This window comes from uncultured Piscinibacter sp. (genome assembly GCF_937952055.1).
Lineage (GTDB): Bacteria > Pseudomonadota > Gammaproteobacteria > Burkholderiales > Burkholderiaceae_C > Piscinibacter.
Map to the genome: position 1 here is coordinate 190448 of NZ_CALFYO010000033.1, position 16110 is coordinate 206557.

13 protein-coding genes and 1 pseudogene are annotated in these 16110 nt (G+C 69.0%); 2 read left to right on the plus strand and 12 right to left on the minus strand.

All coding sequences use genetic code 11. From position 1 onward, the window contains the following. Nucleotide 1: 1 nt before the first annotated feature. From Q0599_RS24915 to Q0599_RS24965, 12 genes and pseudogenes are all read right to left on the minus strand, one after another. Nucleotides 2-2161 carry a patatin-like phospholipase family protein gene (locus Q0599_RS24915; RefSeq protein ID WP_298835401.1) on the minus strand — a complete coding sequence of 720 codons (2160 nt, stop codon included), beginning with the start codon at nucleotides 2159-2161 and terminating at the stop codon, nucleotides 2-4. Nucleotides 2162-2593: 432 nt separating this feature from the next. Beyond that, the gene (gene groL / locus Q0599_RS24920; RefSeq protein ID WP_298835402.1) at nucleotides 2594-4240 is read right to left on the minus strand and encodes a chaperonin GroEL; all 1647 of its coding nucleotides are present in this window, start codon (nucleotides 4238-4240) and stop codon (nucleotides 2594-2596) included. Nucleotides 4241-4273: 33 nt separating this feature from the next. Continuing rightward, nucleotides 4274-4564, minus strand: coding sequence for a co-chaperone GroES (gene groES / locus Q0599_RS24925; RefSeq protein ID WP_054018942.1), 291 nt, complete (start codon nucleotides 4562-4564; stop codon nucleotides 4274-4276). 529 nt (nucleotides 4565-5093) lie between these two features. Beyond that, the gene (locus Q0599_RS24930) at nucleotides 5094-6227 is read right to left on the minus strand and encodes a hypothetical protein (protein WP_298835412.1); all 1134 of its coding nucleotides are present in this window, start codon (nucleotides 6225-6227) and stop codon (nucleotides 5094-5096) included. Continuing rightward, a complete protein-coding gene (locus Q0599_RS24935; protein ID WP_298835414.1) occupies nucleotides 6220-8721 on the minus strand; it encodes an ABC transporter permease in 2502 nt (833 codons plus the stop codon). The genes Q0599_RS24930 and Q0599_RS24935 overlap by 8 nt, the downstream gene beginning before the upstream one ends. Then, nucleotides 8721-9422 carry an ABC transporter ATP-binding protein gene (locus Q0599_RS24940; RefSeq protein WP_298835416.1) on the minus strand — a complete coding sequence of 234 codons (702 nt, stop codon included), beginning with the start codon at nucleotides 9420-9422 and terminating at the stop codon, nucleotides 8721-8723. Before Q0599_RS24940 ends, Q0599_RS24935 begins: the two co-directional genes overlap by 1 nt. After that, nucleotides 9419-10174 carry an outer membrane lipoprotein-sorting protein gene (locus Q0599_RS24945; RefSeq protein ID WP_298835418.1) on the minus strand — a complete coding sequence of 252 codons (756 nt, stop codon included), beginning with the start codon at nucleotides 10172-10174 and terminating at the stop codon, nucleotides 9419-9421. The genes Q0599_RS24940 and Q0599_RS24945 overlap by 4 nt, the downstream gene beginning before the upstream one ends. Then, nucleotides 10171-10422, minus strand: coding sequence for a hypothetical protein (locus tag Q0599_RS24950; protein WP_298835420.1), 252 nt, complete (start codon nucleotides 10420-10422; stop codon nucleotides 10171-10173). The genes Q0599_RS24945 and Q0599_RS24950 overlap by 4 nt, the downstream gene beginning before the upstream one ends. A gap of 461 nt (nucleotides 10423-10883) precedes the next feature. Continuing rightward, nucleotides 10884-11456 carry a hypothetical protein gene (locus Q0599_RS24955; RefSeq protein ID WP_298835422.1) on the minus strand — a complete coding sequence of 191 codons (573 nt, stop codon included), beginning with the start codon at nucleotides 11454-11456 and terminating at the stop codon, nucleotides 10884-10886. 15 nt (nucleotides 11457-11471) lie between these two features. Continuing rightward, entirely contained in the window at nucleotides 11472-13367 is a 1896-nt protein-coding gene (locus tag Q0599_RS24960; protein WP_367180991.1) for a copper-translocating P-type ATPase, read from the minus strand. Next, nucleotides 13365-13421 (minus strand): annotated as a pseudogene (locus tag Q0599_RS26240) (heavy metal-binding domain-containing protein); the annotation flags it as partial. The pseudogene Q0599_RS26240 and the gene Q0599_RS24960, both read right to left, overlap by 3 nt. 93 nt (nucleotides 13422-13514) lie before the next feature. Further along, a complete protein-coding gene (locus Q0599_RS24965; RefSeq protein ID WP_298835504.1) occupies nucleotides 13515-13742 on the minus strand; it encodes a DUF2933 domain-containing protein in 228 nt (75 codons plus the stop codon). 554 nt (nucleotides 13743-14296) lie between these two features. Between Q0599_RS24965 and Q0599_RS24970 the strand changes: the two genes are divergently transcribed. After that, nucleotides 14297-14542, plus strand: a complete 246-nt coding sequence (locus Q0599_RS24970; RefSeq protein ID WP_298835427.1) for a hypothetical protein — start codon at nucleotides 14297-14299, stop codon at nucleotides 14540-14542. A 45-nt stretch (nucleotides 14543-14587) separates the two neighbouring features. Then, nucleotides 14588-15064, plus strand: coding sequence for a cytochrome c (locus tag Q0599_RS24975; RefSeq protein WP_298835428.1), 477 nt, complete (start codon nucleotides 14588-14590; stop codon nucleotides 15062-15064). Nucleotides 15065-16110 lie beyond the last annotated feature (1046 nt).

The following is a 16110-nucleotide window of genomic DNA, read 5'->3' on the forward strand; positions in this document are numbered from 1 at the left end:
CTCAGGGCCGGCCGACGAACAGGTACAGGCCCGTCGAGCCGCGCGGTGCATAGGTGAGCCCGAAATAAAGCGGGCCCAGCCCGGTGTCCGCGCCCAGGAAGAGGCTCATGCCGCTGCGCAGGGCGCTCGCCCGCACGTCGCTCCAGCGCAGCCAGGCGTTGCCCGCCTCCAGCGTGGCGCCGACGAAGAAGCCGCGGGTGAAGACCGGCACGGTGTGTGAGCGGCGGTACCAGGTCAGGCGGGTGAAGACGACACTGTTGCCGTCGAGCTGCTCGCTGCGATAGCCGGAGAGCTGATGGAAGCCGCCGAGGGTGTAGCGGCCCAGCGCGCCGAGGTCATCGCGCAGTGTGCGCTGCAGGCGTGCGTAAAGGTTGAGCGAATGCTGTCCCCAGCTGCGCACCAGCGTGCCGTCGGCCTCGAAGCGCGTGAAGTCGGCGCGCAGCCCACCGTTGCTGCGGCTGCGCCGTCCGCCCACCAGATCGGCATCGAGTCGATAGCCGTGCTGCGGGAAGTTCGCGAAGTCCAGTTGGTCGATCACCACGCCGAGGCGCAGGCCGGACTCGCGCACCGTGCTCGGCCCTTCTCCGCCACTTTCCGCGGACACCAGCACGTCGGGCGTGGTGCGCTCGATCAGCTGCACCAGTCCCAGGCGCAACTCGCCGAGCGCTGCCCAGGGCTGGCCGAGGTCGAGCCCGAAGATCGCTCGCTTGCGGTTGAAGAGACTGAGAACCGCACCGCTGTCGTTGTCGTAGCGCGTGATGTCGCGGCGACTGGCCTCGGCGTGGGCGGAGACGAACCAGTCGTTGCTGAGGCCCAGCGTCCAGTTCAGCGGATGGTAGAGCTCGGTGTACCAGCGTGGCTCCTTGCCGATCTGCACCTGGTTGCGCCACTCGCTGCCGTTGGCGTCGAGCCAGTGGCGGTTGTGGCTGATCTTGACGTTGAAGCCGCTGCCGCCGCGGAAATCGGTCTCCAGGTCCAGGCCGATGCGGAAGTAGTGAGGTCCCCAGGGCTTGTCCTCAAGATCGAACACCAGCCCCTCTCCGTCAGGCGTGGTGACGAGCAGGTAGTCGGCGCGCATGTAGTCGCCGCTGGCCGCCAGTCGCCGTGAGTCGCGTTCGGCCTTGTTCGCGTCGAAGGGTTGGCCGGTCTTGGATTCGAGCTGCGCGGCGAAGCGTTGCGGATTGGTCAGATCGGTGCCCTCGAAGCGAATGAACGACAACCGAGCCTCCGCGAGTCCCGGCCGCGCATGCGACTGGCGCCACTGGGCGTAGGCGGCTTCGTCCAGCGCAAGCGCGGCGAGCCGCGGCGCCAGGGACTCGGCGCCGCGATGGCCAAGGTCGATCAGCTCGCGGGTGCGGGCGAAGTCCGCGGAGCCGAACTTGCCGAGGTCCGGCGCGATGAGCACGTCGCTGGCCGACAGCGAGGCGAGGCTGCGCTGCACGTTCTGCTCGGTGAGGATGTTGATCATCTGCGCCGTCAGGCCGGCGACCGAGCCCAGCGTCTCGCGACCCGCGATCGGCGTGCCGATGTTCACCACGATGAGGATGTCCGCGCCCATCGCTCGCGCCACGCCGACCGGCACGTTGTCGACCAGGCCGCCGTCGCCGAGGATGCGCCGGTCGACCTCGGTCGGCGCGAACACGCCGGGCACGCTCATGCTCGAACGCAGCGCGAGCGCGAGGTCGCCCTGCGACAGCACCACGGGCTGGCCGGTCTCCATGTCCGTGGCCAGCGCGCGGAACGGGATCGGCAGCGCGTCGAAATTTCGCACCTCGCGAACCGGCAGCGTGTAGCGGCGCAGCAGTGTTTCCAGCCCGCGGCCCGAAAGGGCGCCCAGCGGTGCGCGCAGTTCGCCGTCGCGCATGCCGAATTCGAGCACCGGCGAGATTTCGAAGTCCTCTTCCTTGCGTCGCTGGGAGAGCAGTTGGCGATCGACGCGACTGGCGAACACGGTGTCCCAATCGACCTTGACCAGTTCGGATTCGATCTGCGCGGCGTCCATGCCGCTGGCGTAGAGCCCGCCGACGATGGCGCCCATCGAGGTGCCCGCAATCAGGTCGATCGGCACGCGCTCGCGCTCCAGCAACTTGAGCACGCCGACATGCGCCAAGCCGCGTGCGCCGCCCCCGGAAAGAACGAGTCCGATGCGCGCTCGCTTCACGGGCTCGGCGGCGCCTGCTGGAGGCAGCGGTGCGGTTTGGGCGAGGGCTGGCTGCAGGGTCGCCGCAGCCAGCGCCCAGGCGGCAACCAGAGCGTGCAAGCTCGGCCGCCATGGAGCCGCTCCGGTGTCCGCCGGGTGACGGGATACGTGCTGCCTGGCCGTCCTCCTGCGTCGCGGGGAAGATTCATTCCCCTCTCGCGGAACCACAGCAACTGCGAGCGTGCAGCGACCTCGCAGCCATGCACGAAGACGATCCCCTGGTCGCCGTGCGGCGCCGCGCGCGAACTCTTCCTCGTGGGACCTCAGCAGCGTGAGCGCAGTCGCCATGCTCGGTGTCGCTGGGTCATGGCGGGGATTATCTCGCTGCCCCCCAAAGAAAAAGGGCTGCCCGCGGGCAGCCCTTTCGTGAGCAGAGGTTCGCTCAGGCGGACATCACATGTCCATGCCCATGCCGCCCATGCCGCCCATGCCGCCGGGCATGCCGCCGGCCGGGGCCTCTTCCTTCGGCGCCTCGGCGACCATGCATTCGGTGGTCAGCATCAGCGACGCCACGGAGGCGGCGTTCTGCAGCGCGGTGCGGGTCACCTTGGTCGGGTCGAGGATGCCCATTTCGAGCATGTCGCCGTAGGTGTCGTTGGCGGCGTTGTAGCCGAAGTTGCCCTTGCCCTCGAGCACCTTGTTGATCACCACGCTCGGCTCGCCGCCGGCGTTGGCGACGATCTCGCGCAGCGGCTGCTCGATGGCGCGCATGACGATCTTGATGCCGGCATCCTGATCGTGGTTGTCGCCCTTCAGATTGCCCACCGCGGTGCGGGCGCGCAGCAGCGCGACGCCACCGCCGGCGACGATGCCTTCCTCGACGGCGGCACGGGTGGCGTGCAGCGCGTCTTCCACGCGGGCCTTCTTCTCCTTCATCTCGACTTCGGTCGCGGCGCCGACCTTGATCACCGCCACGCCGCCGGCCAGCTTGGCCACGCGCTCCTGCAGCTTCTCGCGGTCGTAGTCGCTGGTGGCTTCCTCGATCTGGATGCGCACCTGCTTGACGCGGGCCTCGATGTCGGCTGCCGAGCCGGCGCCGTCGATGATGGTGGTGTTCTCCTTGCCCACTTCGACGCGCTTGGCCTGGCCCAGGTCGGCCAGCGTGACCTTCTCCAGCGTCAGGCCGACTTCCTCGGCGATGACCTTGCCGCCGGTCAGGATGGCGATGTCTTCCAGCATGGCCTTGCGACGGTCACCGAAGCCCGGCGCCTTCACGGCCACGACCTTCAGGATGCCGCGGATGGTGTTGACCACCAGGGTGGCCAGGGCTTCGCCCTCGACTTCCTCAGCGATGATCAGCAGCGGGCGGCCGGCCTTGGCCACCTGCTCCAGCGTCGGCAGCAGGTCGCGGATGTTGCTGATCTTCTTGTCGAACAGCAGGACGAACGGGTTCTCGAGGATCGCGCTCTGCTTGTCCGGGTTGTTGATGAAGTACGGCGACAGGTAGCCGCGGTCGAACTGCATGCCCTCGACGACGTCCAGCTCGTTGTTCAGGCTCTTGCCGTCCTCGACGGTGATGACGCCTTCCTTGCCGACCTTGTCCATCGCGTCGGCGATGATCTTGCCGATCGATTCGTCGCTGTTGGCCGAGATCGAGCCGACCTGCGAAATTTCCTTGCTCGTGGTCGTCGGCTTGGAGGCCTTCCTCAGTTCCTCGGTCAGGGACAGCACGGCCTTGTCGATGCCGCGCTTCAGGTCCATCGGGTTCATGCCCGCGGCGACGAACTTCATGCCCTCGCGCACGATCGACTGGGCCAGCACGGTCGCGGTGGTGGTGCCGTCACCGGCGTTGTCGCTGGTCTTGGAAGCAACTTCCTTGACCATCTGCGCGCCCATGTTCTGCAGCTTGTCCTTGAGTTCGATTTCCTTGGCGACCGAGACACCGTCCTTGGTGACGGTCGGAGCGCCGAACGAACGCTCGAGCACCACGTTGCGGCCCTTCGGGCCCAGCGTGACCTTGACCGCGTTGGCCAGGATGTTCACGCCTTCCACCATGCGATGACGCGCATCCGCGCCAAACACCACGTCTTTTGCTGCCATGTGTATCTCTCCGGATTCGAGTTCTGGGGTGGATTACTTCTCGACGACGGCGAAGAGGTCTTCTTCGCGCATCACCAGCAGTTCGTCGCCGTCGACTTTGACGGTCTGGCCGCTGTACTTGCCGAACAGGACGCGGTCGCCGACCTTGATGTTCAGGGCCACGAAGTCGCCCTTGTCGTTGCGCTTGCCCGGACCGACGGCCAGCACCTCGCCCTGGTCGGGCTTCTCGGCGGCGTTGTCGGGGATGACGATGCCCGAGGCGGTCTTGGTTTCCTGTTCCAGGCGCTTGACGATCACGCGATCGTGCAACGGACGAAGTTTCATAGCATCTCCTTGATGACTCGGAACTGATTCGTGATGGGGAATGAACGCTAAGTTAGCACTCATTTACGTCGCCCCTGCGGCTGCATGCAGACCCTTTCGGTGGCGGCGTTAGCACTCATGGCTGATGAGTGCTAGCAGACTCATTATAGGGTTCGGACCTCACCTTTCAAGCGTTGCTGTCCGCCAGGGACCGATGCGGGGGGGAGACCAGGTCGGCCGGCGCAGGGACCCCCTCGAACCTGCGACCCGCCAGGCCGATTTCGATCCGTGGCACGGGCGGGAAAGCGGCTCGGCAACGCGACAGCGCCTTCGCGCCCGTACGGGGCCCCGATCCACGGCCGGATCGGCGCCCGGGACGCACCGGGGTCGCCAACACAGCGCCGCCTGATCCTGCGTCATGTCGCGTTCCGCTCCGCTCCGCTGCAATCCGGCGCCGGCGGTGCCGGCATCGAACGTTCGCCCAGGAGACGCCTGATGCCCCATGCCCCATGGGGCGGGCGATGTCGGCGATGTCTGCCGCGCATGGCCATCAGAAGTACCACTGCAGTTGCACGAAGCCGAGGTCGTTGAACGTGCCGTACTCGCTGGCCGCCCGGCCAGCGAACCACTGCGCACCGATCGCCGCGTCGACGTCGGGCCGCAGGGACCAGGTGAGCGATGGCGAGAGGTAGTGGCTGCCATCGCGCAGATTGACGACGAGGTCGGTGTTCAGCTTCAGCAGCGGCGTGATCTCGCAGCCGGCGTACGCGCCCACGTAGTCGCGCCCGACGGTCTGCCGTTGGCCGCTGAACAGCGCGGCGAAGTCGTAGTCGCGGCTGCGGTCGGCGCCCGTTCCATCGCGATAGATCTCCGCGCTCAGGGAGAGGCTGTTTGCGAACGCATGGGCAACGCCGACCAGCGCGCGTGCATGCACCCGGCCGGCGGCGCGAACGAGCGCCAGTTCGGCACGCACGCCGGCACCACCGACCTGGGTCGCGAGGTCCGCCCCGACGACTTCTTCGCCCGCGAAACGACCCACGATGAGCGAGTAGTCGGCCGCGCCGGCGTTGGCGTGCCAGCGCAGTGCATGGCTCGAGCCTCCGGCCCCACGCCGCGGCGCGAGCACCGCGCTCGCCCGCGACAGCGCGCCAGGTCGGAACTCGGCCAGCAGGGCATCGACGCCAGGACGCTCGCTGCGCTCGAGCGACGTCGGACTGAACGGGTTGAGCCGATCCAGCGCGCTGAAGAAGCGCCCCGTGCCCCATGCGATGCGCTGCCGGCCGACGTGCAGGTCGAAGCGATCGCGCGACCAGGTCACCGAAGCCCGGTGCAGACGGTGCTCGCCGTGCAGGTCGCGTCCGTCGGCATACGTGGCCTGGGCGTCCCAGTAGGTTGCCGGCGGGACCGCCTGCTGCAGCTGGAACTGCCGTGTGTCCAGATAGCTGCCCAGCAGGATCTCGTTGTCATACTGCACGTCGATCGCGAAGCGGGGCGAGGGCCGGCCGCGCAATTCCAGGCGCAGACGGTTCAGATCCTCCGTGTAGCGCTCGCCCGCCGGATGCACGGTGCGCGAACGTGCCAGCAGGTTCTTGTAGTAGCCGCCGAATTCCCACGCCTCGCCCGCGAGGGCGCCCGAGCTCGGCAGCGCGAAACCCAGCGCGATCGCGGCAGCGAGCCTACGCATGGCGAATCGCCTGCGCCGGGTCGAGCCGGGCGGCGCGCGATGCGGGCAGCAGCGACACCAGCACGCTCGCTGCGAACAGCGCCACGCCCGGCAAGACGATGCTCGAGAGGACGAGACGAGGGTAGGTGATGCCGGTCAGTCCGGGGATGGTGTCGTAGCCGGCGAACAGCCCCGACAGGTCGAGCCCGAAGCGGCCGAAGTATCCGACCAGCGCGGCGCCGAGCGCGTAGCCGAGCACCGAGGCCAGAACCATCAGCGCGGCGGTCTCGTACAACACCATGCGCACGACCGCCGCCGGCGTCGTGCCGAGCGCCATCAGCACGCCGAACTCGCGCGTGCGTTCGGTCACCGACATCACGACGGTGTTCATCACCGCCAGCGCCACCACGGTCAGGAACAGACCCACCACGACGGCCCGGATGGCCTTGTCCAGGCCGATCATCTGCTCGACGGCCGGCAGGAGTTCGGGCCACGGCACCACGGCCAGGTCGCCGCTGCGCGCGCGAAGGGTGGCCAAGAACGCCGGCAGCCGGTCGCGCGACTTCAGCCGCACGTTGATGGTCGATACCTTGCCCGCCAGGCCGAGCAGCGCCTGCGCGTCGGGCAGCGTCATGAAGGCGATGCTGTCGTCGAACTCGACGCTCTCGGTGGCGAAGATGCCCTCGAGCCGGTACGCCGCCGATCCCAGTTCGCCATCGACCGAGCTCGCGGTCACGACCAGCTTCTCGCCCAGCACCACCCCGAGCCGCTCGGCCAGCTTGCGTCCGAGCACGATGGCGTGATCGTCGCCGGCATTCAGCATGCGTCCGCGCAGGATCGCCTGCCCGATGAGCGTGAGCCCGGCCTCGGCCGCCGGATCGACCCCGACGAGCAGGACCCCGGCCGACTTGCGCGCCGTGCTGACCAGCGCCTGCGCCTGCACGCGCGGCGCGGCGGCCGCAACCTCCGGCAGCCCGCGCAGCGTGTCCAGCTGCGGCTGCACCGGGCCGAAAGCGAGCTGCGGTGACTGGTCGCGTCGGAAGCCTGGGCGCTCGAGCTGAACGTGACCGGTGATGTAGCGAGTGGCGGTGTCGATCAACTGCTCGTCGAAGCCGTCGAAGTAGGCGTTGATGAAGACGTACGACACGATCGCGAACGCGGTGCCCCCGACGGTGAGCGCGCTACGACGCGGATTGCGCAGCAGATTGCGCTGTGCGATGCGCACGAACAGCGGCAGGAAAGCGACCCTGCGAAGCCGGCCGGGAACCCGCCGCTGCGCGCGCGCGGTGGAACTGCCCGCCATGCCGCGCAGTGCTGCCACCGGTTCCAGGCGGGCGGCCTTGGTGGCGGGATACACAGCCGCCAGCAGCGCCAGCGTGAACACGAGCACGGAGATCAGCGCGCTGCGTTGGGGCTGCAGCACGGGGTAGACGATGTCGGCGAGGCCAGGCATCGTTCTCATGCCGGCCTCGAACGCCCCCAGGTCGATGCCCAGTCGGCCGAACAAGGCCGTGGCGGCCAGTCCCAGTGCATTGCCCAGCAGCAGGCCGAACCCGCCCAGCAGCACCGATTCGGCAAGCACCAGGCCCAGCACGCGCGCCCGCCCGGCACCCAGGGCGAGCATTACGCCGAACTCGCGCGTGCGCTCGAGCACGGCCATCAGCACCGGGTTGGCGATGCCGGCGCCCACCATCACGAAGAAGATGGTCAGCACCACGTAGCCCATCACGTCGTGAAAGCGGATCATGCCCGGCAGCGACGGCAGCAGCCGCGGCCAACCGATCACTTCGTAATCCGGGCCGAGGCGCTGTGCCAATCGCGCCTGCACCGCGGCCAGCGCGGTGCGGTCACGCAGTCGCAGCGCCACGGCGGTCGCTGCCCTCGGGGCGACGAAGAACTCGCGCACGACTTCCATCGACGCCACCGCGAGCGTGCCGTCAATCGCGTCGATCTGGGTGCGGAAGACGCCGCGCACCGGCAAGCGCGCGCTCGCCACCGAGCCATCGAAGCCCTGGCCGAGCAACACGATTTCCTGTCCCGGACCGACGGCGAGCGCGCGGGCGAGCGTGCTGCCGATCAGCACGCCGGGGTCGCCCGCCGCGAGCCCCTGCCCCTCGACCACCGCGCGCGCAAGGTCGGTCACCCGATCCTCGCTCGCGATGTCGACGCCGACCAGCCTCACGCCGCGCGACTTCTCGCCGCGGCTCGCGAGCGCGGCAGCCTCCAAGCGCGGCGTGGTCGCCAGGACGCCGGGGTCGAGCCGCGCGGCGTCGATCGCCGGGCCGGCGTCGGCCATCGCACGCTCCGGCCCCGGGTCATCCTGGTAGCCTCGCGCGTGCACCTGGGCGTCACCAGCGAAGTAGCGCGTGCTGTTCTCGACCATCTGCGCGTTGATGCCGTCGATGAAGGCCCACAGGAAGGTCAGCGCGGCCACGCCGACGGCGATCGCCAGCGCCGTGATCAGCGAGCGCCGCCAGTGCCGCAGCACGTTGCGCCAGGCCAGTCGCAGGACCATCAGCCGCTCCGGCGTTCGTCGGCCGCGATGCGGCCGTCATGCAGGCGGATCACGCGCCTCGCCCGCTCGACCACCATCGGGTCGTGAGTCGAGAAGACGAAGGTCACCCCCTGGCGTTCGTTGAGGCGCCGCATCAGGTCCATGAGCGATGCACCAGCGCTCGAGTCGAGGTTCGCGGTGGGCTCGTCGGGCAGCACGATCGTCGGTCCTGCCGCGACCGCCCGTGCGACCGCGACCCGCTGCTGCTGTCCGCCGGACAACTCGCCCGGTCGCCGCTGTTCGAGCCCGGCGAGACCGAGCTCGTCGAACAGCGCCAGGGCGCGCTGCCGGCGCTCGCGCGCGCCGACCCCTTGCAGCAGCATCACGAACTCGACGTTCTCGATCGCCGACAGCACCGGAATCAGGTTGAAGTCCTGGAACACGAATCCAATCCTGCGCAAACGCAGTGCCGCCAGTTCCGCGCGGCTCATGCGGCCGATCTCGGTGCCGGCGACGACGATGCGCCCGCTGCTGGGCGTGTCCAATCCGCCGATCAGGTTCAGCAGCGTTGTCTTGCCCGATCCCGAAGGCCCGACGAGGACCGCGAAGTCGCCAGCGGGGATGTCGAGGTCGATGCCGTCGAGTGCCCGTACCTCGGTGCCGCCCTGGCGATAGACGCGGCAGACGGCGCGCAACTCGACGGCGTTGGCGGGTTCGTTCATCGCCGTTGCAGGTGGCGCTGGCTGAACACGTCCTCGGCAATCGGCTGGTCGTAGACGGCGTCCTTCAGGATCACCGTCGTGCGCTGGCCGGGCGTGTCTGCCGGCTGCATCGCCCAGCGCGTGGGCACGCTGCGGCCGCCGACCACGCGCACGTCCGAGAAGTTCAACGTGCGCACGAGCTTGCCACGCTCGTCGTAGTACTGCTGAGCAAGCGGCACGAAGTCGTTGCGGCGCGCCCAGAACACGATGCTGCCCCACACGACGGCGGCGTCCGGCTTCGGCGTCGCCCGGACCTGGTAGGCCGGCTGTCCCTCGAACGTCGTGGCCTCCAGCCGCTCGTGCACGTAGTCGTCAAGCACGCTGCTTTCCTTGACCAGGTCGTCGTTCGTGAAGTCGGACCCCATCCACGGCTGCAGCATCATCGACGGCGGGATCTTGATGGTGCGTTCCACCGCTGGCAGGTAGTTCCACATCTGTGCGCCGATGCGCAGCGACCCGATGCCGGCTTCCTTGGCCGGCGACTCGATGCGCACGAAGCTGCGATGCGGGCGCTCGATCCATACACGCAGCACGAGCGTGCGCTCCCAGCGCGGCGTGGTGATCGTCATCTCGTAGCGGCCTTGCAGCGTCTGGCCCCAGAGAAGTGCCTCGCCGCGTTCGACGATCGCACGCCCGCTCGGTTCGTCCGCCCACGACGGTGCGGGCAGCAGCGTCGCGGCGGCCAACGCCATGAAGCTGCGGCGCCCGGTCATTGGCTTCGGCCCGTCATGTCGTGCTGCCCGCGCGGCGACGGCAGGGGGTGGGCTGCGCGTGCACCGGGAGCATCCGGGCCCGCAACGTCGAGGGCGGCAAGGTGCGCCAGCGCCAATGTCCTGACCTGGCGGCTCGGGCGCGCGTGGTCGCGCCAGCCCTCGAGCAGCCGGCCGTTGTCACCGTGGCGGATCATCTCGGGCGACACGCCGGAGGCGAATGCCCCCCGGCTCCTGTTCAGCGTGTCCATGCAAGCTCCTTGTCGGAACGGTGCATGAGTCACCTATGCGCCGCAACGATGGGAAGGTCAAGTCCGGCCCGGCGTCCGATGTGATCACCCTCAACCATCCGGGAGGTTCGACTTGACGCCCCCGCGGCGCCGACGCCGATGCCGCCGAAGTCGACCGGCAGGCCGAATGCAGCTCGCGACGCGAAGCGACGCGCCGCACAGTGGCGGGCGCTGGAGCCAGCCCCATGCGGTCACCTCACGATGGCATCTGAGGACCGGTAACGCCCGGCGATCGTGTTCATCGTCGGCCGGCGATGGCCTGGGGCCAGAACGCGGGCATCGTGATGCCGAACGCCGACGGCGGGAGGTCCTTGATGCGTTGACCCCTAGCGGCCGACGCCGAAAGGATCGCCAGAATGATCAGCGCGAGCCTGGCGGCGGCGACGGGGCGGCGTGCCTGCGGGCGGGAGGGAGGGAGGGAGTCATCGGATCGCCTCGTCGGATCGGGTCGGGGCCGTGTGGGTGCCGCGCCGCCGGTGCATGAGGAGCGCGACGCCGGCGGCGGCAAGCGCCAAGTAGTTCAGCGCCATGAACCAGGGTGTGATCCAGGCGATGCCGTCGAAGCCGCGCTCGGTGAAGGGGTACAGCACCGGCGAGGCGTAGTAGTCCGCCGAGTGCGTGAACACGTCGATCACGATGTGCGACCACCAGCCCAGCAGCGGCACCCACAGCGTGCGCCGCCAGGCCCACAGCAGCAGCGTGGCGCCGGCCGCGATCACGGCACTGTGGGCGATGCAGTGGATCGTGTGCGACCACCAGGTCACCAACTCGGGCATCGCCGGTTCCTGGCCCGGCATCGCGATGGCGAAGGCCCGCACCGCTTCGAGGCTGCCGCCGCCAAACCACCACCAGCCCAGCACCGGCAGCATCTGGATCACGTCGGGAAGCGCCGCCAGCGTCATCGTGGCCGCGACGGTGCCCCGCGCCACCGGACGGCGCCGCGCCAGCGCGGCGGCGCCGAGACCGGCCCAGAGCGTGTGCGCGACGATGTCCATGCGGCGCTCGCCCGCTCAGACCCGCACCGAGCGCAGCTGCAGGGCGTTGAGCGCCACCGACAGCGGCGAGGCGCTCATTGCGAAGGCCGCGAAGATCGGCCCGATCGGCACGCCGGCCGCGTTGTAGCTCAGCGCGAAGAACAGGTTCTGCCGGATGTTGTGCATCGTCGCGCGGGCCAGGCGGCGCGCGCGCACGATGCCGGTCAGGTCACCCTTCACCAGCGTGAAGCCGGCGCTTTCGATCGCCACGTCGGCACCGGTGCCCAACGCAATGCCGACATCGGCCTGTGACAGTGCCGGCGCGTCGTTGACGCCGTCGCCGGCCATCGCCACCCTGCGGCCCTGGGCCTGCAGCTCCTTGATGATGCGCGCCTTGTCCTGCGGCATCACGTCGGCGCGGATCTCGTCGATGCCCAGCTGCTGCGCCACGGCCCTGGCCGTGCGCTCGTTGTCGCCGGTGGCCATGACGACATGGAAGCCCAGCTTGTGCAGCGACTCGATCGCCGCGGGCGTGGTGGCCTTGACCGGGTCGGCCACGCCGACCAGCCCCGCGATGCGGGCGTCGAGCCGGAGGTCCTGGACCAGCTTGAGGTTGCCCAGCGCCACGGCCTTGCCGTCGACCCGGCCCGTCACGCCCTTGCCGGTGACGGCCTCGAAATCCTTGGCTTGGCCGAGCTTCACGCCGCGCTTGTCGGCGCCCCGGACGATGGCCTCGGCCAGCGGGTGCTCCGAGCCCTTCTCCAGCGTCGCGGCCAGGCGCAGCACCTCGGCCTCGTCGTGCCCGGGCTCGGGCAGCACCGCCACCAGCTGGGGCTGGCCTTCGGTGAGGGTGCCGGTCTTGTCGGCGATGAGCGTGTCGACCTTCTCGAAGCGCCCGAGCGCCTCGTCGTTCTTGATCAGAACGCCCATCTGCGCGCCACGGCCGGTGGCGGTCATGATCGACATTGGCGTGGCCAGGCCGAGCGCGCAAGGGCAGGCAATGATGAGCACTGCCACCGCCGCGACCAGCGCGTAGGCCAGGGCGGGGGGCGGTCCCCAGATGGGCCAGGCGATGAAGGCCAGGGCCGCGATGCCGATCACCGCCGGCACGAACCGGCCGGCCACCATGTCGGCCCATTTCTGGATTGGCGCGCGACTCTTCTGCGCGCTGGCGACCATGTCGACGATCTGCGCCAGCAGGGTGTCGGCACCCACGCGCGTGGCCTCCATCACCAGGCTGCCGGTGCCGTCGATCGTGGCGCCGGTGAGCTTGTCGCCGGCCACTTTCTCCACGGGCACCGGCGAGCCGTCCACCGGCACCTTCTCCCCGGGACGCACGCGCAGCCGGTCGCCGCCCTGAACCTGTTCGAGCGGGATCTCTTCTTCCGTGCCGCCCGGCCGGATCACGCGCGCGGTCTTGGCCGCGAGGTCGAGGAGCGCGCAGACCGCCTTGCCGGTGCCCTCGCGTGCACGCAGTTCCATCACCTGGCCCAGCAGCACCAGCGTCACGATCACCGCCGCGGCTTCGAAGTACCCCCCCACGATGCCGGTCGAGGGATCACGGAAACCCGCCGGCAAGACGTCCGGCTCGACCAGCGCCACCACCGAGTAGAGGAATGCCGCGGCCACGCCCATGCTGATCAGGCTGAACATGTTGAGGTTCCGGCTGCGGAACGACACCCAGCCGCGCTCGAAGAACGGCCAGCCGGACCACAGGATCACCGGCGCGGACAGCGCGAGTTCGATCCACATGGCGGTGTGCTCGCCGAACAGCTCGCGCACGGCGGCGACGCCGAGGTACGGCGTCATCGTGAGCACCAAGAGCGGAACCGTCAGGGCGACGGCGATCCACAGCCGGCGGGTGAAGTCGACGAGCGCCGGGTTCGGGCCTCCGTCGGGAGCAGTCCAGCCGGCTTCGAGCTGCAGCCCCATGCCGCACTTCGGGCACCTGCCGGGCGCGTTCAGGCTCACCTCCGGGTGCATGGGGCAGGTCTACCGTTTCGCGGTGGCGCGCCTGCAGACGGCCCCGTGGTTTGCCCCTTCTGGTCGTGATGGTGGCGCTTTGGCATGTCCATGTCTTCACCCCTTGTCAGAGTCGATGTCGTCGCGGCGCGTGCTGCCATGCCCGCCATGGCCCCCATGTCCACCGTGACCATGCAACAGATGCATCAGCGGGCACGCGAGCAGCAGCAGATAGACCCAGTTGCCGGCCACATGATTCCAATGCTCGCGCAAGAGGTAGAAGCCGCCCACCAGCGCCACCATGAGCAGCGCGGTCTTCACCGGCCTGCCGAGAGGCGTTGGCATCCTTTCCCTCGGTGCAGGAACGGGAATCGCATCGTGCGGGTGCTCATGTGCGCTCATCGCTGGATCCTTTCTCGCAGGCGCGTGATGGTCGACACCAGCTTCGTGCTGCCGACGGTTCGGAGTCAAGGCATTCACCCCTGCCGCATCGTGTTGATCGCATGCCGATCAACCGCCGGAAGGACGGTCACGGTCCAGCAGCGCCTTTCGCTTCTCGTACTCGTCCGGCGTGCATTCGCCGCTGGCCAGGCGCGGCGACGGGGCGGCTGCACAGCCGTCTGGGCTACGGACGGGAAAGGGCTGGTCGCCCGAGCGCAGCGCTCGGGCGAAGCAGGCCGCCGCGCAGGCGCTACAACGCGAGTCGCGACAACAGCGTCCGCGGCGGGACGGTTGCGCGCGGCGACGCCGCCGTGCCGCCCTGCGGCCCAGGCAATGGGGCCGGTCCGTCGGCTGCCCACGCGAGAGCCATCGAGGGCCCCAGGGCAACGGGAGTCACACCCATCACCCTGTCCGGCTGCACTGACGTTTGCGAGGTGGCGTCGCAGACCTCGAGGCAGATGGACTTCCCCGCCGAGGCTTCGCCACCGTGCGCGGCGACGGCACCGGCATGCCCTGCCATCACCGTCAGCGCGTTGGATTCAAGCACGCTGGACGAGGCATGCGGGTGCGTCTGCCGGTTCTACAGAACGCAGGCGTTGGCCCATGACGATGTCAGCGCGAACAGCCAGAACAGCAACATCGCCGTGGCGGTCTTGTGCCTGGGCACCATCCAGGCGAAGACGAAGGCGCCGGGCACGCCGTGACGTCGCCGGGCCGGCATGGGAGACTGTGTGCAGGAGAGAACGAGCATGCGTACCAAGACGGCAATCGCCATCGGCCTTCTTCCAATCATCGCCGCAGCTGCATGGTGGTGGCTCGCCGATGTCGCGACACAGCACGGGGACGAAGTCGGGGCCCTGCGCCCCGACGATGGGAAGGTCACCGCCCGAGGCGCCGTGATCTACCGGCAGCAGTGTGCTTCATGCCATGGTGAAGCGCTCGAAGGTCAACCGAACTGGCGTACACGCGGTGCCGACGGCCTGCTGCCAGCACCACCCCATGACGCCAGCGGCCACACTTGGCATCACCCGGACGAGTTGCTCATTCGCATCACGCGGGACGGCGTGGCTGCCGTCGTGGGTGACCCCGGCTACAAGACCTCCATGCCCGTCTACCGCGACGTGTTGAGTGACCAGGAGATCGTCGCCGTGCTCTCCTGGATCAAGTCGCAATGGCCGCCGGAGGTGCGTAAACGACATGATCAAGTGAACGCCTCGAAACGCTGACCGCTCGCCAGCGCGAACCCCGAATGACCACTGTCCGCGCCGCGAGACATCCGTTCCTGCTGCGACAGGACCGTTCCCTTGGCGCCGGACGCGGAGCGTCACGCGCGATCCTTGGCGGAGGCCGCCGCTCGCGCGCAGACGCGACGGCTCCATGTCGTCGGCCATGAACTGCGGGCGCCGCAGGCACGGCGCATGCCGGTCCGCGGCGTCTTCAAAAGGTGCCGTGGAGACTCTCATCCCGTGCCGTCAAGTACAAGCGTGTTCGAGGGACCGTATCCATCGGCGGCCACGTGATGTCTTCCATCCGAGGGCGAAGCGTCTTGCCGCGGCCAGGGGCCCGGAGTGCCGAAGCGAGGCCGCGTCGCTCCGGGTGACGGTGGCTCGTCGGCACCATCCACCCGAAGGTTGCACACCGAAGGCGACGTTCGTCGCCCCGAACCGATGGCCGCCAAGCCGCTGCTCGAGCAGATGGTTCGCCATCCGTGGCAGGTCGACCCGATGGTGCTCCGCCAGCGTCTGCGCGCCGCGTCGGATCCGCTACCCGAAAACAATGCTCGGCCGTTCCGAAGACTGCACGGCGCGCGCCCCAGGGCGGCGAGGAGCTTCAGCCCCAGGCGCTGTCGCCACGACAGACCCACGGCCCATCCGCGCCGCGCTCGATCTGCAGCGACTCTTGAGGCCCGTGGAGCCGTCACGCCTCCGCGCAGAGGCGCCAGCGCGCGTGCCGGTCGATCCTTCGACGAAGTTCTCCGCGACGCGACGCATTCCCGACAGGGGACGCAACCTCTTGCGCACGACGATGTGCCCGCGCGAGCACCACCCAGTCTCTCGCGGTCGGCATCGCAATCGCGGCCGATGAGTCCATGCAAGGTTCACTCACTTGTCGGCGATGTCGATGTGCATTCGGAGTCGGCCTGCAGGTCGAACGGTGCCTGCCGGGAAGGGGAAGACGAGCGCGAGGAACCCACGACACGATTGATGCGCCTCAACTCCGCAGCTCGACGCCGGTAGGAGTCTTCGCATGCAGGCGCCGCGCTTTCTGGCCC